Below are 22187 nucleotides of genomic sequence, written 5' to 3' on the forward strand. Positions count from 1 at the left end.
ATGAATAATAACAAAATAGGTATTTATATATAATGTTTGTAGATAAAACTTTAATGATTACAGGAGGCACCGGTTCGTTTGGTAATGCGGTGCTTTCTCGTTTTCTTAAATCCGATATTATTAACGATATTAAGGAAATTCGTATTTTCAGTAGAGATGAAAAAAAGCAAGAGGATATGCGTATTGCTTTAAATAATCCGAAACTTAAATTCTATATCGGGGACGTACGCAATTATAAAAGTATTGATGAGGCAATGCACGGTGTAGATTATGTATTCCATGCCGCTGCTTTAAAGCAGGTTCCGACTTGTGAATTTTATCCTATAGAAGCAATAAATACTAACGTCTTAGGTGCTGAAAATGTTTTAAGTGCTGCTATTAATAACAAAGTTACAAAAGTTATTGTACTGAGTACCGATAAGGCTGTATATCCAATTAATGCAATGGGATTATCTAAAGCATTAATGGAAAAGTTAGCAATAGCAAAAGCACGTATGCGTTCTCCAGGTGAGACTGTGCTTTGCGTCACTAGATACGGTAACGTTATGGCTTCTAGAGGTTCGGTCATTCCTCTTTTTATCAATCAAATAAAACAAGGTAAGGAATTAACCATTACAGAACCGTCAATGACACGTTTTTTAATGTCGCTTGTAGATTCGGTGGATTTAGTTTTATATGCGTTTGAGCATGGTCATCAGGGTGATATTTTCGTACAAAAATCTCCGGCAAGCACAATTGAAGTACTCGCAAAAGCGTTACAAGATATATTCGATAGTAAAAATGAAATACGTTTTATCGGTACACGTCACGGCGAAAAACATTACGAATCATTAGTATCATCAGAAGAAATGGCAAAAGCTGATGATTTAAGGGATTATTACCGTATTCCTATGGACGGGCGCGATCTTAATTATGCAAAATATTTTGTTGAAGGTGAAAAGAAAGTAGCACTTTTAGAGGATTACACTTCCCATAATACAAAACGTTTAAATTTAGAAGAAGTAAAAGAGTTATTACTGACTCTTGATTACGTACAAGAGGAGCTAAAAAATGCTTAAGGTAATGACGATTGTCGGTACTCGTCCTGAACTTATTAAACTATGCTGCGTGATTTCCGAGTTTGATAAATATACTCATCACATACTAGTTCACACCGGTCAAAATTATGCATATGAATTACATCAGGTTTTTTTTGATGATATGGGAATTAGAAAACCCGATTATTTCTTAGAAGTAGCAGCAGATAATACGGCAAAATCTATCGGGCTTATTATCGAAAAAGTTGATGAAGTACTTGAGAAAGAAAAGCCCGACGCCGTTTTATTTTACGGTGATACTAATTCATGTTTATCGGCAATTGCTGCTAAACGCCGTAAAATTCCGATTTTTCATATGGAAGCGGGAAATCGTTGTTTTGATCAGCGTGTACCTGAAGAAATAAACCGTAAAATCATTGATCATATTAGTGACGTTAACATTACGTTAACCGAGCATGCAAGACGTTATTTAATTTTCGAAGGTTTACCGCCTGAGCTTATTTTTAAATCAGGTTCGCATATGCCTGAGGTCCTTGATCGCTTTATGCCTAAAATATTAAAGTCTGATATTTTAGATAAATTGTCACTTACCACAAAGCAATATTTCTTAATTAGCTCACATCGTGAGGAAAATGTTGATGTCAAAAATAATCTGAAAGAATTATTAAGTAGTTTACAAACGCTTATTAAAGAGTATAATTTTCCTGTAATCTTCTCAACACACCCAAGGACTAAAAAAAGGCTTGAGGATTTAGAGGAGTTTAAAGAACTTGGCGATAAAATAAGATTTTTGCCGGCCTTCGGGTTTACGGACTACGTCAAACTTCAGATGAATGCATTTTGTATTTTATCCGATAGCGGTACTATCACTGAAGAGGCATCTATACTTAATTTACCTGCTTTAAATATTCGAGAAGCACATGAACGTCCTGAAGGTATGGACGCCGGAACGCTTATTATGTCGGGTTTTAAGGCTGAACGGGTACTACAATCGGTGAAAGCTATTACAGAAGAACACGAGAATAATAAACGCTTGCAAGATATCGTGCCGGATTATGCAGAAGCAGGACTTGTATCAAAGAAAATATTACGTATAGTTTTAAGTTATGTGGATTATGTTAACCATACAGTATGGTTTAAAAAGTAATCCTATTCATTATTATCATATCAAAAACATGAAATTCTTTAAATTAATAAAACTTAACACTTTATTTTTAAGTGTTTTTTTACTAATAACTTTTATATCTTCTTTTTGCTATTCCAAAGAAAATTCTTATAAAAAAATAGTTTTTCTTGTTAGTACAGAGACATTCGGCGGCAAAGGCGTATACGCAATGTATAATGAGATGAAAAAAATAGGTCATGATGTCAAAATTGTAATAGTACCTCATCCTCATCCCAATATTCAAGGAGGAATAGATACCGGGTTTATTAGTAAATTTGATACACAAGATGTGATATATCCATGCGGTAAGTATGCTTCTTATTCAAATGTTAATACAAAATGTGAAATTTCTGAACTAAAAAATTATCAGCCGGATTTTATCTTTACGCAAAATCCTTACGAAAATTTTCAAGGCTATATATCAGAACCTTTTACGGCTGCTAATTTGTACAAGAGCTTTAGAGGAACTAAAACAAAAATTATGTATATAGTCTATGGTCCGCATATCTTTCATCAAAAAAATATTGATGATGATAAGTTATCAAGTTGCATAGAGACGGTATTTGTTGATTCAGAAAGTACAAAGGATATCTTTATTAGTAATTATAAATTTCCTAAGGATAGAGTTATTGTTTCAGGTTATCAACCATACTATGAAGTAAGAAATTATAATATTAAAGAAAAACCAAACTCGGAAACCATTTTATGGCTTCCTAGATGGGAATTATCATTTAAAAATAGAGATTTATATGAAGGAGGTTCTACTTTCTTAAATTATCACTATTTTTTCTATAATTATGCATTACAACATCCTAATATTCATTTTATTATAAGACCGCATGTTACACTATTTACCTATGCGGTCGGTAAAAATTACTTAAGCCAAAGTGATATGGATAATATATTAAGTAGATTTAACTCTTTAAAGAATGTTACTGTTTCTGCACATGCATTCAGGTCGTTACTGGATGATATAATGGTGTCAGATATTGTAATAAGTGACGGTACTTCATCTCTTGCTGAAGTAGTAGTTGCCGATAAGCCTATAATTTACTTAAGTAATGGTTGGAATAATGAATTTAATAGCAATGCTCTATCTAAAGAATTAAAAAAATATATGTATTTTGCTTATGAGCCGCAAGATATTATTAACTATATAGAATTTATTAAGCAAAATCATTATTTACCTTATTATGAAAATAGTAGTGGCAGAAATCAATTTAAAAAGATGCTTGATCCTGTAGAAAACCCTGCTGCATTTATCGCCGAATATTTATTAAAATTATAATAGTTTAAATAATTTATGTTAGAAGAAATTTATAATGATGGAGAAAGATTAATTCTTGGGGAAACTTATGATGTTTTAGAGGTAATGCGTCATAAAAGTAGCTATAAGATTTTTAAAAAAATTATAGAAGCCGATATACTTAATAGTCCATTAATGCTAAATCAAAAAATAAAAATTTTAGATATAGGTTGTGGAACGGGACACGGAACTTTCATGCTTAGCGATATATTAGGAGTAGAAATTACAGCAATAGATATCAGTAAAGAATCTATAATTTATGCTGAACAAAATTATGGAGCATCTAATATACAATATATTAAATCTGATTTAGTTAGTTTTATTAAAAAGGCAGAAGAATATGATTATATTGTATCACGACATGCACTTGAGCATATTGAAGATGGGTTAGCACTTAATCTTAAATATAAAAAACGATTAATAGTAAATGTACCTTTTAATGAACCGGAAGGTAAATATACATCATTTAGTTAATTGAATTACTGAAAAAGACTTTGAATCATATCCGAACAAAGAATTTTTCTATGAAGGAGTAGATGGTGTAACTAACGACACGCATTCTGAAAAAATCCTCCTAATTCTATAATCTGTATATCTAGTAACTCAGATTTAAAGCCTATAAAACAATTATTTAACTATCCAATCTCAGCTTGGACTCTGGAATTTTTAGAAAAGCTAGGTTTGCAATCCCAAGATATATTAAAACAATTGCTGCAAACTAGAGATGCATTTAAAAATAGCGAAGAGAAAAACTAAATTAAATAATACTGTAACAGAGCTAAATAATGCTTTAGAAGAAATAAAAATTCTTAAAAATAAACTAATTATTAGTGAAGAAGAAAAATCTATTTTTCTAAAGCTCTATAGAAAATTTAAACAATAAAACTAACATTTTATAAATTATTTTTAAAAGTTATGACAACTAGAAAAGATAACCCTCTAAATATTTATCATACTTTAGTTTCCATTATTATACCTGTCTATAATGGGGCTAATTATATGAAAGAAGCTATAAATAGTGCTTTAGCACAAACTTACAAAAATATTGAAATTATTGTTGTTAATGATGGTTCAAAAGATAATGGAGAGACAGAACGTGTAGCATTATCATATGGTGATAAAATACGCTATTTTCATAAAGAAAACGGAGGTTGTGGTTCGGCCTTAAATTACGGTATAAAAAACATGAAAGGGGAATATTTTTCGTGGCTTAGCCATGATGATATATATTATCCTAATAAAATCGAGCATCAAGTTGACATATTAAATAAATTAGATAATAAAGATACTATCATTTACGGTGGTTATGAATTAATCGATGAAAAAGGCAACTCTCTACGTTATATTAAACCGGATAGTGTGCTACCTATAAATAAACTTAATATTTCTTTATTACCTTTATTACGAGGATTAATACATGGTTGTTCGTTATTGATTCCTGCTAAATATTTTCATGAAGTCGGTATATTTAATGAGGCTTTACCGACAACGCAAGATTATGATTTATGGTTTAAAATTTTCCGTGTTGCCCCTATTCATTTTGACGAATCTATCCTAATTAAATCTCGTTTTCATTCAGAGCAAGGTAGTAAAAAAATATCAAATCATAACGAAGAATGTAATGTATTATGGTCATCGTTTCTTCATGAGTTAACAGAAGAAGAAATGATCAAAATGGAAGGCTCTCCTTATTTATTTTTAACTCGTACAGCTACTTTTTTATCCAATAATACTCCGTATAAAAAAGCCTGTGATTTAGCAAATACTATGGCTAAACAAGTACTAAATGATACTAAAATTAGTGTTATTATACCGGTATATAATAGAATAAATTGGGCAATTGAAGCTATAGAAAGTGTACTTATTCAAACACACAAAAATTTTGAGATACTTATAATAGATGATGGGTCGACTGATGATATATCAGAATTAACTGCAATATGCAGAAAAGATAAAAGGATAAAATATTTTCATAAAAAAAATGAAGGACCTGCTGCTGCACGTAACTTAGGTATTAAAAATGCTATAGGAAAATATATTGCTTTCCTTGATTCGGACGATTTATTTTATAAGGATAAAATAGAAATCCAATTAAAGTTTATGGAAGAAAATAATTTTATATTTTCTCATACTTCATATCAAAAAATAAATGAAAAAGGAAAATATATCGAATCTGTTCATTCCGGGCTTTTTAGTGGCAATGTTTTTCCTCAAGTCATACAAACTTGTCCAATAGCAATGCCGACAGTTATGGGAACTTTGACATTATTCCAAGAAAATTTATTTCCTGAAAATATAAGAAGCGGTGAAGATTGTTGTTTATGGATATCTATTGCTAGTAAAAACTCAATAGGCGGTATAGACAAAGAATTGTCTAAAGTACGAGTTAGCGGTGGTACTAATACGTTTATGGACCCAAATAAATATTCAGTAGGTTTAATAAATATTACTTCTTATGTTCTTAATGATTCTTATTTAAGTAAATTTAGTCCGTTTACTATTAATTTGTTATTAGCAGCTGTTACACAATTAAGATTACTAGAAAATAAAAATGAAGACTATAAAAAAAGTAATATTTCTTTTTTCAAAAATAACTGTGTAATTCAAAAAATACGAACCTATTGCTTTGTGACAAAAATTTTGATTTTATTAACTATTACTTCTATAAGGCAAGAAGGAGTACGTGCAACAATCTCTAGAATACAGAGATGGCTTAAAAAGCATATATAAATAACTATTCCTCAAGTATCTTAACTTTTGAGCCGTCACCAATTTTAGTCATACCTTCGGTAACGACTAAGTCACCTGCTTTAATATCGTCAGAGATAATTTCAATTAGACCTTCTGTACGTGTACCGATTTTTACATATAATTGTTTTATCGTATAACCGTCTATTTTATAAATAAAATTACCTTGATTATTTCGTTGAATACAACTTTCAGGAACGGTTAGGTTTTTATGAGGGTTAATTATAAGCGTAACATCTACAAAGCTATTATGCAGGATTTTTGTACCCATAGGTAAAATAATTTTAGCTGTGAAAGTACCATTATCTGATAAGTAATGCGATACTGCCTCGATTGTACTTTTAATTTTTCCTGCAATTAAAACTTCAGTATCGACGCCAACTTTTCCGCTTAAAGACTCCGGCAATTCAATAAAAATACTTTGTGAGTTTTCTGTTCCGGTAATGCTAAAGAGATAGTCACCTATTTTTACTTCATCGCCGACCATAGACTTAATTACGCCTATTTTACCAGAGTAGGGTGCAGTAATTATCATATCATTATATGTTTTTAGAGCTTTGGAATAATTAAATTTTGCATCTTCAAGTTCGCTTTTTGACCTTTTATATTCCTCGTTTTGCGACACGATGGCACTAAAATAAAGTCTGCAAGTATATTGCGGCTAGGTTGCATTTAGACCTAATTACTATTATTGCGGTGCAAGGTTGGTAACGATCTTGTGCTAAGCGCAATAAGAAGCCTAACTAAATTACTAATCTGGATGGGAAATAGGGGCAAGGTAAAGTTAAAATTGGTTAAACGAAAGTGAATCTTTGTATGGAAAATATCGTAAATATAAAAGCAGAAACTCCGGATAATATCTGTTATAGGGATAAAAGCTGAAAAGCTTAGCTGTAAGAAGGAAGACGCGACCTTCTTTAAAAATGCCAGTTCCCCGGTATACAGAAGGTAACCAACTTAACGCATCTTTGATTAGTGAAACGTGGTAAGCCTATTACTTGGCAACTGGTAGTAGGTAAGAGAGGTCTTAAAAAGCGAATGACACTAAGTCGAAAGACTACAGGAATAAATAACTGGGTGTATAGGCACTATGTGCTAATCAGCAATGATGCTGACTTAAGACTGGTGATTTACCCTAGGTAAGTAAACAAGATTATGAATTATTTTGGAAAAGTTAGATGCAAAACGCAAATGTAACAATTAAGACCAATAATAATAACTTCTTGCCAATTTATTGGCATGCAATAAATTGGCAAGAAGTTAATAAAAAGGTTAATAATCTTAGTAGACGTATCTATAGGGCATCTGCAAATGGTAACATAAAATTAGTACGTAGTTTACAGAAATTGATGTTAAAGTCAAGATCAAATAAATTACTTGCTATAAGACGTGTTACCCAAATCAATCGAGGAAGAAGAAGCCCTGGTTATTGATAAAATAGTTGTTAATACAGATAAAGAAAGGAATTTGTTAATGGAGAAGTTAGCAAATAATAATCTATAATCTGTTAAACCGATCAAGCGTGTGTATATTCCCAAAAGAAAAGGCAAACTTAGACCTTTAGGTTTACCCATTATTTTGGATAGATGTATGCAAGCTGTTGTTAAATCAGCACTTGAACCATTTTGGGAAGCTAAGTTTGAAGGTAATAACTATGGTTTCAGACCTGGACGTAGCACCCACGATGCAATACAGAGAATTTCTGCTCTTGTCTGCCCTGGCACAACCAGGGGATGGATACTGGACGCTGATATTAAAGGTGCATTTGATAATATTAATCATAATTTTCTTTTGAAAATTATAGGAAATTTTCCAGCACGAAATTGGATTAAAGCATGGCTTAAATCTGGCGTAATGGAAGAATATCAATTCACCAAAACAACAGTTGGAACTCCTCAAGGGGGAGTAATCAGTCCCTTACTTTTAAATACAGCTCTTCATGGAATGGAAGACATACTTAACATAACTTATGATAAATATGATCATCTCCATCCAAAATCTGAATATGCTTTAGTAAAATATGCTGATGATTTTATAGTTTGTGCAAAATCTGAAAGCTCTTGTATTAAAGCAAAGAAGATAATTAACAATTGGTTAAATATTAGAGGATTAACATTATCAGAGGAAAAGACCAAGATACTCCACATTAAGAAAGGGTTTGACTTTCTGGGATTTAATATCCGTCAATATAATACCAAAAGTACAAGAAAAGGTGTAACACTACTAGTTAAACCATCCAAAGATACTATAAAATCATTCAAAAAGCGAATGATGATAGAATGGAAAAGCAATTTCTCATGGGAAATTGATAGAATAATTGAAAATCTTAATCCTAGAATAATGGGATGGTGCAGTTATTTTAACAAAGTTATCTCTAAGAGAACTTTTACTCAACTAGATCGGTGGATGTGGATGCGATAAGCAAGATTTGTTTGTCGAAGACATCCTAATAAATACTGGTGGTGGCTTAAGGAGAAGTATTGGGGCAGAATCAAAGCACGAAATGATAATTGGGTTTTTATGGATAAAAGTAAAGATCTATATCTATGGAAATTACAATGGACAGCAATCAAAAGGCATATTCTAGTTAAAGGCAAAGCATCTCCTGATAATCCAGAACTTAAGGAATACTGGCAAAAACGTCAAGCTAGTAGACCAAAGTACTTCTTTAAAACCAGACAGATTCTTTGGCGTAGACAAGAAGGTAAATGTCTTGTTTGTTTAGATTTAATAGATAATGGTGAAAATGTGCAAGTCCATCATAAAAGACCTACAAAATGTGGCGGCACTGACCATATTAACAATTTGTGCTTATTGCATACAAACTGTCATAGGCAAGTACATAGCAAGCGAGGTCAACTAATTGCAGCTGTTAGTAAATTGCTTGAGCCGTATGCGGAGTAATATGTAATAGTTGAGATTAAATCTTACATTTAGTAAAATAAATTAATTATTAAATGGAGATGAAAAATGAACTTAAATCAAAAAATAATAAAGCCAAAAATAGGGTTACTAGAACTAGCTAAGAGTCTTGGTAGCATATAGTCAGCATGTAAAGCGATGGGCTATAGTAGAGATAGTTATTACAGATTTAAAGAACTGTATGAAACTGGTGGCGAAGAGGCATTGTATGAAATTAGTCGAAGAAAGCCAATAATAGCGAATAGAGTTGATCCAGCGATAGAGAAAGCAGTAATGGATATGGCAATAGAATATCCAGCATATGGACAGCTAAGAGTATAAAATGAGCTTAAGAAGAGCGGTATACTTGTATCGCCTGGAGGAGTGAGATCAATTTGGTTACGTAATGATTTAAACAATATCAGTAAAAGGCTTAAAGCATTAGAAGCAAAGATGGCTCAGGATGGTATTGTTCTTACTGAATCTCAATTACAAGTGCTAGAGAAGCGTCGTAATGAAAAAGAAGCTCATGGAGAAATTGAGACGCAGCATCCAGGTTATTTAGGATGTCAGGATACGTATTATGTAGGTAATTTCAAAGGTATAGGTAAGGTTTATTCTCAGGTATTTATTGATAGCTATACTAGGGTAGCTGATGCTAAACTATATACTGATAAAACAGCTTTAACTGCTGCTGATATGCTTAATGACCGCGTGTTACCATGGTACGAGACTCAAGGGATACCAATACTTCGTATTCTTACAGATTGTGGGGCAGAATATAAGGGAAATATAGAGCATCATGCTTTTGAATTATTTCTAAGTATTGAAGGTATAGAGCATACTACTACTAAAGCATATTCTCCTCAAACAAATGGTATGTGTGAGCGTTTTAATAAAACCATGAAACAAGAATTCTTTGATACAGCTATGCGGAAAAAGATTTATACAGATCTTGATGATTTACAATTAGATTTTGATATTTGGTTAGAGCATTTCAATAATGAGCGACCACATTCAGGAAAATATTGTTATGGAAAAACTCCTATGCAAACTTTTAAGGATAGTAAAAAATTAGCTGTTGAAAAGAATAATGAAATCTTGTATCTTGAATACGTCTCTGACAGTCAAAATTTAACTGACAATCAGGTGCAAAATTTATAGTGTCTGTAAGATCAAATCTTGACTTCTACAAATAATGCAGTATAATTTATCCCTCTTACTCACGCATCACAATATGGGACTAAACATTTAAGTTAATATTATCAGGAATATAGTAATTGTAAGGTGAGATATTAAAAATTATTGTTCATGATACAGGATTAGATTGCTACAAAAAAACAAGAATATATAAGTCAAGAATTAACTAAAGGCTAATATGATTGCTAAATCTATTAGTGTTACATAGATAGTTCTTTTGCTAATTGTTGTTATAGTAAAGGATAAATCAATAATATAGTCATTAGGTTTGGTATAGGTCTCTAGATTTCTTAATTTTTCACTATTTCATAAGATTATCAATAACTTTTGAGTTGTTAATGTTTATTAAAATTCATTTAAAATAAATTTACAGTTAATAATTTTAATACTAAAATTATGGCAATAGGATAATATAATTTTTTTTAAACTTATTTCATGGTGGTTAAACATGACTAAAAGAAAATTGGAGGATAATGCTGAAAAAGATATAATTTACCAGGCTTCTAGTGTATCAAGTATAATCTATTCTGATAAAAATATTAAATTATTATTAAAAAGTTATTTACCAAACGCAAATATAGAAGATATCTACTTATTTAAAATAATAGAGGATCATGTATATTATAATTTTGTAAATAATTTAAAAACCAAATTAATATATGAAACTAAAGATAAAATAGTATCAGATGATAAATTTTATGTCATAATTGAACAATCTATTAATCAAGATCAAAACATATCTTCTGCGATCCTACTAAAACTGTATAATAAAAATAATAAAAATCAACTTGAAATATTACCTGTAATAGACAATGAAGATACTGTAGATTTATTAAAAAATTTAAAAAAACAATTAAAATCATGGCCTGAAGAATTAAAAAAATTACGCATGATTACTGATGATATACCTGAATGGTATAATACTCAATTACCAATCAATATTAGCAATCTCATAGAAATAATAAAATTAAGTATAAAATATAAATCACCTTACCAAATACCAGATGATAAAATTATAGAAATCATGAATACTTCTTATGCAGAATATGAGAAGATACATCAAGAATTACTGAATAGATTAGAATTAACTGATGATGAAGGAGTAGATCAATTAAGCCTAGTTGATAAGAATCAAGATGAATTTGTTGCAAGCTCCAGCATAAAAAAAACAGTATCCTGGGATCCAACAGTAGAAGATAATGAAGGTCATACAATAAGGAGAAAAAAACATAAATTTAAAGTCAAAACAAAAGAAAAAGATGAGGTTGAAGAATATTTTGAACAGTGTATTACATCTTGGAATTGGGATCAAAAAATATGGGAAGAGAGATATTTTAATACTAATAGATTAGATTCTGACAAATTTCAACACTTACTTGATAAGCATTGTGACCGAATTATGGGTGCATTTGGTAGTCATATTTCAACGAAGCATCATTATGATCGTCCTGAATGTTATCATGGGTGCGGTGAAGTAAAAGAAGAGATATTAAATAAAATTATTGAAGGATATATTTTCTTAATAAATTGTTCTCCAAATTTACTTAATCTTTTCAGGGAATACCAAGAATCTATGTTAGAGGCCTTTTCTCAATGTGATATTGATATGTTAGGATTCTATAAGGCTCATCCTGAGCTAAAGCTAATAAATTTAATTGAAAAGAGAATTGGTAACATAGATATAGATGGAAAAGACCAGAATAGTATAATCATCCCTATATCTGATGATAAGACTGATACGGAAATACTGGTTGATATTACAAATTATGACCAAGAAAATTCTGAATTAAAATTAACTGGTAATATTACAGATAATCATGAGCAGCTGTCCACTATTTAAAGTTATCTTAATTTTTAACAAGTAATATATAAAGTAATAAAATGAGTCGTGACTTTTTATATATATCATCAACTTTAGCTCATAATCTTAGAGAATATTTTGATAATTCGAATTCAGGTCTTTCTAATATAAAGAAATGGTTTAGTGAAAATATTCGTGGTAGCGATCAATCAATAGCTAATAGAAGTAAAGTAAGTGCCATATGGTTATATAAGCAATTAAAACAATATAAGTCTAATATATTAAATCAAAAGTTAGTTAAAGAAGCTTTAGACAAGCAATTAAAATTAGAAGCAGCACAAATCGTAGATTATTTTACAAGTCAGCAAGATAGTGCAAAAATCATCCTATTATATTGTAAATATAAACAAGGATATAAATCATTTAAAACTGGACAAGAAGTTCATAGACAAGCTAGCCAACTACGTAAAACTATAAATAAATCTATCGCAGAACATTTAAAAGTAAATTTGGATATAGACGATATTAAAAAGATTCAAGATGTTCAATTTAAACAAAAAATATTTAATAAAATACATGAACAAAGATTAGGTATAATTAAAGATTATCTAAAAGATGTAGGATATAAAAAAGTTACTCCTAGCATTACTATAGATGAAATAAAGAACATAATACGAGATAATGGGTTAACAGGTAGTAAGCTAGGAGAATATATAGAACAAATCTACAACCAAGAAGTAATTCATGAGGTTATTAGCGATACTGAAAGTGAAGATACAAGTTATAGAACCAGTGATAGTAGCACAAATGATCGGACAGAATATAATAAACTAATTAAAAAGATTAAACACAAGGCAGAAGAGCAATTAAAGAAGCCTATTAACAAAGTATTATTAGAAATTAATAATAATGCCAGTCAAAAACATGGACTTAGAATAATAAAATTATATGGTATAAATAATCTTAATATAGATCTAGAAGTTAATGAACAAGCAATTATCAATAAAGTATCGATCAAAAGGAATAGAGGTGGTAATAAACAAGACAATCATACTGTTCCTGTATCCACATTCCTTAAATCTTTAGAGAAAAATCTTAAAAATAAAAAGCTTACAGAAGTTACTATCAAGAATTTACTACATCACTATGGAAAATACTTACAAGATGATATATTGAATCCTGAGCAAAGGAGAGAACCACAACACACTTCAGAATTTGACTGGATAAAAGATAAAATATCTGGCTTTGATAGTAAAAGTTTAGATCAGAAATTATCTATAGTTGAGAAATATATTATACCTTTTATATTTTACGAGTGGAATACCAGAGCTGAAGCTAGTTTTAGAGCAGTAAAGGAAGCTACAGCTTATGGAGTAGAGGGTAATTTAATAAAAAAAATAAATAAACAATTTAATGAATTAATCAAAAGTCTTAAGAAGGGAGAAATACAATCGATTAATAATTTAAAAGAAAAAATTAATGAGATATTACCTGAATATTGTAAATCTATAGATTTACCTCCTGAAAGTCAATTAACTCCTAAAAGGCTTGGAGTTGTTATCAGTGATGCAAGAAGATTATTTAAAATATGGTTTTCATTACTGGAGAATGTGGATGAAAATCTAGGACTGCGTTTATTTTTAGATAGTAATGGGTCAAATGATTATAAATTATTTAAAGAAGATTTTTTTGATAGGCAGAAATTTGGTGAGCAGATAATTGATTCAAAGCAACAATTAACTAGACAACAAAAACAGAGTTTAAAAGATAAGTTAAGTGAATATATAACAAATAACCCTGAAACAGTAGATTCAGGATCTGATCAAAGTTCTTCATCTAGTGGTGCTTCTCCAACAAGATATGAAGATGTTGATGTTACAATAGAAAGCTCAGAGAAAGAGGCAATTAAAATTGAATATACGTCTGATAAAATTAAACTAATATTTCAACATTATTTGCCACACAAAAACATAGAACAAGTTTATCTCATAGAGGCTCCAGATCAATATTATAGTTGCATAGATAATTTAAAGCAACAATTAATACAAGAAACTAAAGACAAAATTGTATTTAGTGATAAGTTTTATGTTGTAATAGAACGATCAAATCAACAAGATATTATATCTTCTGTAATTTTATTGAAGTTATCAAATAAAGGAAATAGAAATCAACTTAAAATATTACCTATAACAGATAGTGCAGATACTACAGATTTATTTAAAAAACAATTAAAATTAGGTTCTGAAGAATTAAAAAAATTACGCATGATTACTGATGATATACCTGAATGGTACAATTCTCAATTATTAATCAATATTAGTAATCTGATAGAAATAATAAAATTAAGTATTGAATGTAATGCTCCTTGTAAGGTGCAATATGATGAGATAGAAGAGATAATGAGTGAATCTTCTATAGAATATGAAAAAACACATAAGAGTATTTTAGATCAAGTAAGTAGAGTAAGTATTGGAGAGCAACCCGGTACGAGTAGCATATTAAAGAGGAAAGGAACAGGCAGTGATTCACCTACAAAGAAAGTGAAGTTTAATTTAGAAAATCTAGAAGAACACAGAGATAATATAGGTTTGCAAGCATCTGGCTCAAGTTGTTCTACTCGTCCCTCTAGTAAAAAACGCCTTAAACGTGATCTATGTCAAGAAGAGGAAACTGAAGAGATATTTCCATATGAACCATTGGAAGAAAATATTGCAGAATCTTCTAAAATTAGTGCAAGACTATATTCACAAGTAGCATATCTTGTAGCTTTAGAACAACTAGAATCTACTAACCCAAACATCAAGCCAGATAATATTTTTACTTATGTGGCTAATATAGGCGATATAATTAGTGAAGAAGGAATAAACCATAGTTTACGAGAACAGGAATTACTACAAACTCATTATAAAGCAGCACAAGACTTCTTTAATCAATACCCTAAAGATACGGTATTAGAATTAGTAGGAGCAGAAATTGATTCATCAAGTCGTGCTTGGTTATTTGATAATGGTAAACATTCTTTATTAGTATCATATGATGGGCATCGTTATCATATATATAGTCAAGATTTGAACTATAGACAAAGCTTTCAAACAAAAGAAGGAGTAAGGTTTACGGATATAGAATTATATGCCGAAGCATTTTTTAAATGGCGTAGTGATAGCATAGAATATGACTTGTTTGCTTTAAAATCAAATGTACCGGAAGAAATTACCACTAGAATAAAGCAAGCTAAATTTTGGCATCCTGATGAAGTTGTTTCTGATTTAGTATTACTTGACAAGGGGTTTTTCTCAAACATAGAGGGAATAACAGCAAAAGTGGTAAGAGAGTTATTCTTTTTAGATGGTAAAGTACCAGCACTTACAGCATTACATGAGAACTTTTTTGTTAAATATTTTGGAAGAATTTCTATTAGAGTAGAGGAATTACATCATGTTTTATCACTTCTAACTCCACAAGCAAGTAAATCTTTGGTTAATTTAGTAAAACAGCATAACTTCCGGGTAGATACAGCATATCTTAATAATATGCCAGAAAGTATAAAAAGTTTACTACATTCTTACCATAACAAGATTAGCGACAAGTTCAAAACATCAGAATCTATTACTATTCAAGAGTTATCTGGTTTATCTTGGCAAATCATTGCAGACAAAATGTTGGAACATCCTGAAATTTCATCTGAATTAAGAGAGTTATCACTACAGAGTGTGAAGGAGTTACACTCTGTAGCTGCTACGCGTGCTCATGCACTTGGGATAACTAGTCAAACATTATTTTTCTTGCCTGATATCATTAGATCAATGAACACTGGTAATTTTGCAGGATTACAAAAAAACGCTGAAATGATGTTAGGAGATATGGCTTTTAATAAAATGTATGATTCACTAATAAGTAAATTGGGATCAGTATTACCTGAAAGTAGAATAGCGTTACTTAAAAAACTACCCTTAACAAGTCCTATATTTAAAATATTAACAATTCATTCAATTATAGAATTACATAAACAATTAAATAACTTGCCTGCTGATTCAGAAGAAGCCGGTATTATTAAGCATCAATTAGGAGAGCAATATTTTACCATAGGATTAATGGTTGCAGAGTTGTTTGGACTAGAACCTGGTCCATTATGGATTGGATTAATGGCAGAACAATTAGTGTATGGAGCAATAGCATTACGTAAGCAGTATCACTTAGATATTCCATTTGGCGAAGCATTCTTAATGAATTTAGGCTTTGAGCAAGATAAGTTACAATCAATACTTACAGAAAGGCAATTAGCTGATCTTAACTTATCATTAGTAAATAGATTAAGCGCTCAAACAAATACTAGTTATGGTTTAGTAGTAGTGAAAGTACCTAAGATGTCATATGATGAAGCTCATTCAGGACATTCTGTGATTGAGTTTAAACCTAAAGATAGTAGTTTTTGCATGGAGGACAATGTCTTTTTAGAAAAGAGTTCGGGTTATAAGAGAATTTCTTCTGTAATTAGTGACGAACAAAATAATAATTGTGTTGACGCTGCTCCATTACAAATATCTGGTGATGGTCTTACAGCACTTTATGGTAACAGTAATAGCACAGAGAAACAATCTATTTATGTTAATTTTGATCCTAATGAAGGGGATATGAAATTACATTTTACTAAAGAAGGATTAACTAGGCTAGATAAATTAAATAATCATCAACAAAATAATTCTAGTGTTACCAATCTATATGTGGTTACTACTCAGATATATCATAAACCTTATCCAGATCAGATTGGATTATTTGGTAATAGAAATCATCGTTTTGTATTAAGTGATGATAGCAAACGTGTAGCTAGTAACTATTATATAGATGGTACTAGCTCTTTTGGATTAGAAGATAATACTCTCTCTACAAGTATAAAGTTTTTAAATAGAAAACTCTTTAAAGGGTATAACGCTTATGTAAAAGGTAATACAAGTGATATGCAAATAAAAAGCATCTATTCAGAGGATACAGTTACTGGTCGTATTATTTTAAAAAATAAAGATTACTTAAAGCTTAACTTAGAACATCTTCTTATAAATGGGACATTAACTATAGATATTCCAAATATAGAAATATTGTATGCCAAAGGCCATACACATCATGGCTTTCATAATACCCGTATAGAAGTCAGTTCTAATGTACTAACATTTAAAATATTATTAGAAGCACCTAGTATTAGCAGAATTGATATTAAGAATAAAAATGCTTCTGACGTTATTATAGATATGGGACATCTTAATAACAGACCTTTTACAATATCTTTACAAGCTATACATACTGAATATAAATCGTATTATACTTTTACAGTAGATGATTTACAACCTGTATTAGATGAAATGACTTTTACTAGCAGAGGTTTTCCAGAGCATTTTCTTTTCCTGTGTAGTAGCAGGGTATCAATTAAAGGACAGTGCATAATAACTAATAATGATCCTATGAAAAATATCATATCTATAAAAGGGAAAATAGATAAAAGTGATGGGATGTTAATGATTGAAGATAAGAAGTCTATTTTAAAAATCGTTAAAAATATAACTGAAGCACCAAAAAATGAACATACTGAGATAGTAAATTATGGCAGTATAGTAAAATATGAAGATGATTTAAGGTTTGATCAAGTATTAAAACGTAGTAATTATAATATTAGTGTTTATTATAATTATATTAGTAAGCATAATTTGACAAACTGGAGTATACTAAAATTTTATTCTAGTAATGGTAGAACAATATTGCATCATTTTAAGTATGGTGATATACAAATTAATGATATTAATTATTTTATTAAAGAAAGTAAAATTTATGCTGTTCTTGGTGGTACTATAGATGGTAATAAGTTATTAAAATATGATGAGAAAAGAACAGTAGCAGTGCTTATTGCTAAATCATTAAAAGATAGTCTGATTTCTGTTGAGGGTGAAAAAATTATCATCAATAACGCAACATTATATCACTTACCTGATAAAACAAGTTTAATATTCCAAGAATCTAATAATAAAACACTTTCCGTATCATTTAAGCTATTAAAAGATAGTATTAAATTTAACTCAGGACCACCATTTGTATATTATAATCGTTACAATACTAATATCACGATTAATTCAGAAGATGTAGAAGAAAATACTGAGGTGAGATTTGTTGAACATTTAATAAAAAATCACTTTTGCCAAACAGATAATCATCATTCTTCCATCACCATTTTACTTAAAAGTTCCGATAACTTAGCAGATAATATTGTTCATATAATAACATTGCCCAGATTTTACCAAGAACCGAAGATGCAGACATTATCTATTGTCTTTATTGATCCAGTTAAATGTGGTCCTCCTCATGTTCCATTTTCCACACCATTACCGCTACAACCGCAAACAATAAATAAGATTAAATTAGACAATATAGGCGATACTCTTCCTTCCTGCAGTCTATCATATAATGAACCTTATTGGCTACCAGGATATCATCGTATGAGACGTAAGGAATGTCTACTAAAATATGAAGAGCAAATGCTGCATGATATCGATGTACAATTAGATAAGTTAAGTGATCTTACAGTTAGTGCAGTAAAATACTTATTTGAAAGACGATCAACACTGAATTTTTGGTATATTTATGGCCCTATAATTCTTAAACAAGTAATAGAATATGATAAAAATGGAGCTATAACAACATTGATGTATTTAGTAGCAAGACACTACTTTAAATCAGTAATCCATAATCCCAGTGAAATGCACAAAAACTTACTAATAAAAATCAGTAAATCTTTTGGAGTTGAGGAAATAATGATAAGAGATTTAATAATAGCAATTAACAAAGGAGAAGATGACTTTCATCAGTTTGTTAATAACCATCAACAAAAACTACAAAATATACTGCAAAATGCTATAGATCATCTTGATCATCTTCACCGAGTTCGCCGTGAGGCTGATTCAGGTCAAGAGGTTGAGGTTATTGAGGAACAATCTAAAAACCTGCACAGTGAAAAACAAAATTTATATGTAGCTGGCATTGCTAGTAGTGCTACTAAAACTCCATCACTTATAAATGATGGGATCAAATGGCTAAAGGACAAATTATTAAGTAATAATGATTATAATGATGACCATTACCAAACAAACAGTACTATAACAACAGTATCAAATGTGCTTGATATTAATGGTGGACTGCATTTACTCACATTACTAGCAGGACAATTATTTGGAACAAATAAAACTTTATCTCATAATAACTACTCATCTCCACAACAAATAAGAGCAGACAAGATAGGACAGTTAGAACAAAAAGTAAATATCGCTTTAAGAATAATGCATGCTCTCTATGGTAATTCTGAGCAACCAGAGCAACATCAAAATAACTGGTCAGAAGAAGACAATAGTACATTATCTGCTCTCCTAGGTGAGACTACTTAAATACTATTGAAGATACTGAACTTATCAAAGAAATGATAGAAGAAATATTTGGAGAAAAAGTTGCAAACCAAGTTGAAGATTTAACAAGAATTAAAGACGGCGAAAAGATCAATTTCCATGGAAATGGTTGAGATATTAATAAAGAAAGGTTCTGTTGAATTGATTGTGTACATTTTTGCAAGACCATTACTTACCAAAGAGAAAATAGCTGAAGAATTTGGAGAAAATATAGCAAATCAAGTAATGAATTTAACAAGAATTGAAGAAAACGGTATCAAGATTAGTGTCGCTGAAATGGTAGAGTTACTGTATACAGAGAAAAAGTATGATATACTATTAATAAAGTTATTTGATAGACTGCATAATATACAGACAATTGGTGCTAAATCTCCTGAAAAAATTAAGAAAATTATAAATGAAACTTTACTAAATTTTATTGTTTGAGGGTGTCAGAAAGTTTGTGTAAGTTGTAAAAATAGTTAAGAATAAAATTAATTAAAACAACTTAACATGAGGCTAATATGAAAAATAAGAACAAAGTATCAAATCCGACTATAGAAAAAGTAGTATAAGACATACTATCACAAAGTGACCCATCTGAAATATTTGGCAAAGGAGGGATCTTTGAAGAATTAAAAAAACAGCTGGTGAATAAGATCTTAGAGAAAGAAATGGAGTCTCATATAGGATATGAGAAGCATTGCTAAAACTGAGAAAGAGTCAGATAAAGGCGCAATGGTAATTATGAAAAAACCATTTTAGATGAAGAAGGTCGTAAATTAAGAGTAGAAGTACCAAGAGATCGTGACGGAGAATATGAACCTATACTTATTCCTAAGGGAGTTCGTAAATTTGAAGGATTTGATGATAAGCTAATATCATTATATGCACGAGGTATGACTACTAGAGAAATTCAAGGGCCATTTAGAAGAATTGTACTCTACCAAGGTGTCTGCTGAGTTAATATCAAAGGTAACTGATGGTGTATTAGAGGATGCTAATGCTTGGCAAAATAGGTCACTTGATAGTATCTATCCTATGATGTATTTAGATTGCATTTATGTGAAAGCAAGAGATAATCATGTAATAATTAACAAGGCAGTTTATTTGTCTGTAGGTGTGAATTTAGAAGGTAAAAAAGAGCTTTTAGGCATTTGGATAGGCAAAAATGAAGGCGCTAAATTCTGGTTGCAGATAGTAACAGAATTAAAGAATCGTGGAGTTGAACAAATATATGTTGCATGTGTTGATGGTTTAAAAGGCTTTCCTGAAGCTATAAACAGTGTGTTCCCCAAAACGATAGTACAGCTCTGTATAGTCCATATGATTAGGAATTCTGTAAAGTACGTATCGTATAAAGATTTAAAATCAGTTATAGCAGATTTAAAGAAAATTTATTCTGCAATAAATGAAGCAGAAGCTTTAAGAGAATTACAGAGTTTTAGCAAAAAATGGGATAATAAATATCCAGTTATTTTTGATATATGGCAGCGAAATTGGCCTGGTATAGCTCCTTTTTTTAGCTTCCCGGATGAAATCAGAAAAGCAATTTATACGACTAATGCTATTGAATCAATTAATCGTCAAATCAGAAAAATTATCAAGAATAAAGGGGTGTTTCCAGATGATAAATCAATTCAAAAAATAATATTTTTAGCATTGACAAATGCTTCTAAGAAATGGACAATGCCAATCAAGAATTGGGCAATGGCTTTAAATCAATTTGCTATACTTTGTGATACTAATTTACAAAATTGGGCAAATGGAGAAATTCTACTTACACAAAGAATCTGACAGACTCAAAATGTTCCAATTGACAATAATCCTACAGCTTTTTTTGTTCTGTTGTTAATGAAGAAAATGTTCCTTCATCATACCTTGCATATTTCTTCCTTTTTTAATTATATTAGATTATCTAGATGAATAGTATCACATACTGCATAATTTATCTAATCTTTAATTAAAATATTTAGAAATTTATATATTACGCTAATACAAATCATGCTAAGAATCAAGATTATCAAAAATATCCCTACCAATTTTAGTCCATTGGTTTTTGATATGTGGGGATTCTGTTAAGTCATTTTTTAAAGAAACTAATGCTCCAAATAAACTATTAGTAGGTAAGTCATCAAGTTTTGCTTTAGCAATCAATCCCCCCAATTCAATTAAGCGACGAGTACGCACTTTTCTTTCTATAATTTTAAGTTTAGCTTCTTCAGTAATAATTTTAGCTTTCTTTTGCTGTAATTTTAATCTTTGTTTTATGACATTATCCATATGAGTCTAATATTTTAGATATTATTGTTTACATGTCATGAATGCACAATAAATTTAAGAAGTCCAACATATTATTTAAGTACCAATAAAAAATCTTCCATATTTTTTTCTGAACCAGATAATTGATAAACCACAAGACTACAAGTGATAGTAAGATAATAAATGGATAAGAAAATTTAAGAATCCCCGTTGCCCACCAAACCATAAAATTAAGATAAACAAAGATAATTGCCATTATTTGAAGTAACAGCTGAAAAACTACGGAGAGAGAGGTTATTAACATAACTTTAGATTAGGTTAATACGCAATATATAAACCTAAAGGTTTA

The 22187-nt window shown here is 30.2% G+C and carries 11 protein-coding genes and 5 pseudogenes; 14 read left to right on the forward strand and 2 right to left on the reverse strand.

Translation table 11 applies throughout. The annotated features are described in order from the left end of the window. Window positions 1-32: 32 nt before the first annotated feature. The 6 genes and pseudogenes from capD to C4Q30_RS08235 all read left to right on the forward strand — a co-directional run bounded on the left by capD (window position 33) and on the right by C4Q30_RS08235 (window position 6238). Window positions 33-1058, forward strand: a complete 1026-nt coding sequence (capD, locus tag C4Q30_RS08215) for a UDP-glucose 4-epimerase (RefSeq protein ID WP_014014155.1) — start codon at window positions 33-35, stop codon at window positions 1056-1058. Next, window positions 1051-2184, forward strand: coding sequence for a non-hydrolyzing UDP-N-acetylglucosamine 2-epimerase (gene wecB, locus C4Q30_RS08220; protein WP_103897698.1), 1134 nt, complete (start codon window positions 1051-1053; stop codon window positions 2182-2184). Before capD ends, wecB begins: the two co-directional genes overlap by 8 nt. After that, complete coding sequence (locus tag C4Q30_RS08225; protein ID WP_209445227.1) at window positions 2144-3490, forward strand: glycosyltransferase family protein; 1347 nt, start codon at window positions 2144-2146, stop codon at window positions 3488-3490. The genes wecB and C4Q30_RS08225 overlap by 41 nt, the downstream gene beginning before the upstream one ends. A 15-nt stretch (window positions 3491-3505) precedes the next feature. Beyond that, window positions 3506-3986: pseudogene (locus C4Q30_RS08230) on the forward strand (class I SAM-dependent methyltransferase). Between the two features lie 246 nt (window positions 3987-4232). Next, a complete protein-coding gene (locus C4Q30_RS08920; RefSeq protein WP_014014159.1) occupies window positions 4233-4391 on the forward strand; it encodes a hypothetical protein in 159 nt (52 codons plus the stop codon). A 32-nt stretch (window positions 4392-4423) separates the two neighbouring features. Further along, on the forward strand, window positions 4424-6238 hold the full coding sequence (locus tag C4Q30_RS08235; protein ID WP_103897700.1) for a glycosyltransferase family 2 protein: 1815 nt from the start codon (window positions 4424-4426) through the stop codon (window positions 6236-6238). Window positions 6239-6242: 4 nt separating this feature from the next. On the opposite strand, the pseudogene C4Q30_RS08240 reads toward C4Q30_RS08235, so the two are convergent. After that, window positions 6243-6872 (reverse strand): annotated as a pseudogene (locus C4Q30_RS08240) (efflux RND transporter periplasmic adaptor subunit); the annotation flags it as partial. A gap of 562 nt (window positions 6873-7434) precedes the next feature. Here C4Q30_RS08240 and C4Q30_RS09260 point away from each other — a divergent pair. The 8 genes and pseudogenes from C4Q30_RS09260 (at window position 7435) to C4Q30_RS08270 (ending at window position 21373) form a co-directional block, all read left to right on the forward strand. Continuing rightward, complete coding sequence (locus tag C4Q30_RS09260; protein WP_103896832.1) at window positions 7435-7689, forward strand: reverse transcriptase N-terminal domain-containing protein; 255 nt, start codon at window positions 7435-7437, stop codon at window positions 7687-7689. Window positions 7690-7771: 82 nt separating this feature from the next. Then, the gene (gene ltrA / locus C4Q30_RS09265; RefSeq protein ID WP_458692644.1) at window positions 7772-8677 is read left to right on the forward strand and encodes a group II intron reverse transcriptase/maturase; all 906 of its coding nucleotides are present in this window, start codon (window positions 7772-7774) and stop codon (window positions 8675-8677) included. Between the two features lie 99 nt (window positions 8678-8776). Further along, the gene (locus C4Q30_RS09270; protein WP_209445229.1) at window positions 8777-9160 is read left to right on the forward strand and encodes an HNH endonuclease; all 384 of its coding nucleotides are present in this window, start codon (window positions 8777-8779) and stop codon (window positions 9158-9160) included. Window positions 9161-9226: 66 nt separating this feature from the next. Next, window positions 9227-10321, forward strand: a pseudogene (locus C4Q30_RS08250) (IS481 family transposase). A gap of 484 nt (window positions 10322-10805) precedes the next feature. Next, a complete protein-coding gene (locus tag C4Q30_RS08255; protein ID WP_103897701.1) occupies window positions 10806-12197 on the forward strand; it encodes a hypothetical protein in 1392 nt (463 codons plus the stop codon). A gap of 41 nt (window positions 12198-12238) precedes the next feature. Continuing rightward, entirely contained in the window at window positions 12239-19579 is a 7341-nt protein-coding gene (locus C4Q30_RS09275; protein WP_209445230.1) for a hypothetical protein, read from the forward strand. Between the two features lie 189 nt (window positions 19580-19768). Beyond that, window positions 19769-20020, forward strand: a pseudogene (locus tag C4Q30_RS08265) (HD domain-containing protein); the annotation flags it as partial. A 134-nt stretch (window positions 20021-20154) separates the two neighbouring features. Further along, window positions 20155-21373: pseudogene (locus tag C4Q30_RS08270) on the forward strand (IS256 family transposase). A 210-nt stretch (window positions 21374-21583) separates the two neighbouring features. Here C4Q30_RS08270 and C4Q30_RS08275 read toward each other — a convergent pair. Beyond that, window positions 21584-21859 carry a conjugal transfer protein TraD gene (locus C4Q30_RS08275; protein ID WP_103897702.1) on the reverse strand — a complete coding sequence of 92 codons (276 nt, stop codon included), beginning with the start codon at window positions 21857-21859 and terminating at the stop codon, window positions 21584-21586. Window positions 21860-22187: the final 328 nt, after the last annotated feature.

Source organism: Rickettsia fournieri (assembly GCF_900243065.1).
In the GTDB taxonomy this organism is placed as follows: Bacteria; Pseudomonadota; Alphaproteobacteria; order Rickettsiales; family Rickettsiaceae; genus Rickettsia; species Rickettsia rickettsii.

Excerpts from the sequence above, each read along its gene's own strand:
- capD (WP_014014155.1), top strand. The coding sequence starts at position 33 with ATGTTTGTAGATAAAACTTTAATGATTACAGGAGGCACCGGTTCGTTT.
- wecB (WP_103897698.1), top strand. The coding sequence starts at position 1,051 with ATGCTTAAGGTAATGACGATTGTCGGTACTCGTCCTGAACTTATTAAA.
- C4Q30_RS08225 (WP_209445227.1), top strand. The coding sequence starts at position 2,144 with ATGTGGATTATGTTAACCATACAGTATGGTTTAAAAAGTAATCCTATT.
- C4Q30_RS08920 (WP_014014159.1), top strand. The coding sequence starts at position 4,233 with ATGCATTTAAAAATAGCGAAGAGAAAAACTAAATTAAATAATACTGTA.
- C4Q30_RS08235 (WP_103897700.1), top strand. The coding sequence starts at position 4,424 with ATGACAACTAGAAAAGATAACCCTCTAAATATTTATCATACTTTAGTT.
- C4Q30_RS09260 (WP_103896832.1), top strand. The coding sequence starts at position 7,435 with ATGCAAAACGCAAATGTAACAATTAAGACCAATAATAATAACTTCTTG.
- C4Q30_RS09270 (WP_209445229.1), top strand. The coding sequence starts at position 8,777 with ATGGATAAAAGTAAAGATCTATATCTATGGAAATTACAATGGACAGCA.
- C4Q30_RS08255 (WP_103897701.1), top strand. The coding sequence starts at position 10,806 with ATGACTAAAAGAAAATTGGAGGATAATGCTGAAAAAGATATAATTTAC.
- C4Q30_RS09275 (WP_209445230.1), top strand. The coding sequence starts at position 12,239 with ATGAGTCGTGACTTTTTATATATATCATCAACTTTAGCTCATAATCTT.
- C4Q30_RS08275 (WP_103897702.1), bottom strand. The coding sequence starts at position 21,859 with ATGGATAATGTCATAAAACAAAGATTAAAATTACAGCAAAAGAAAGCT.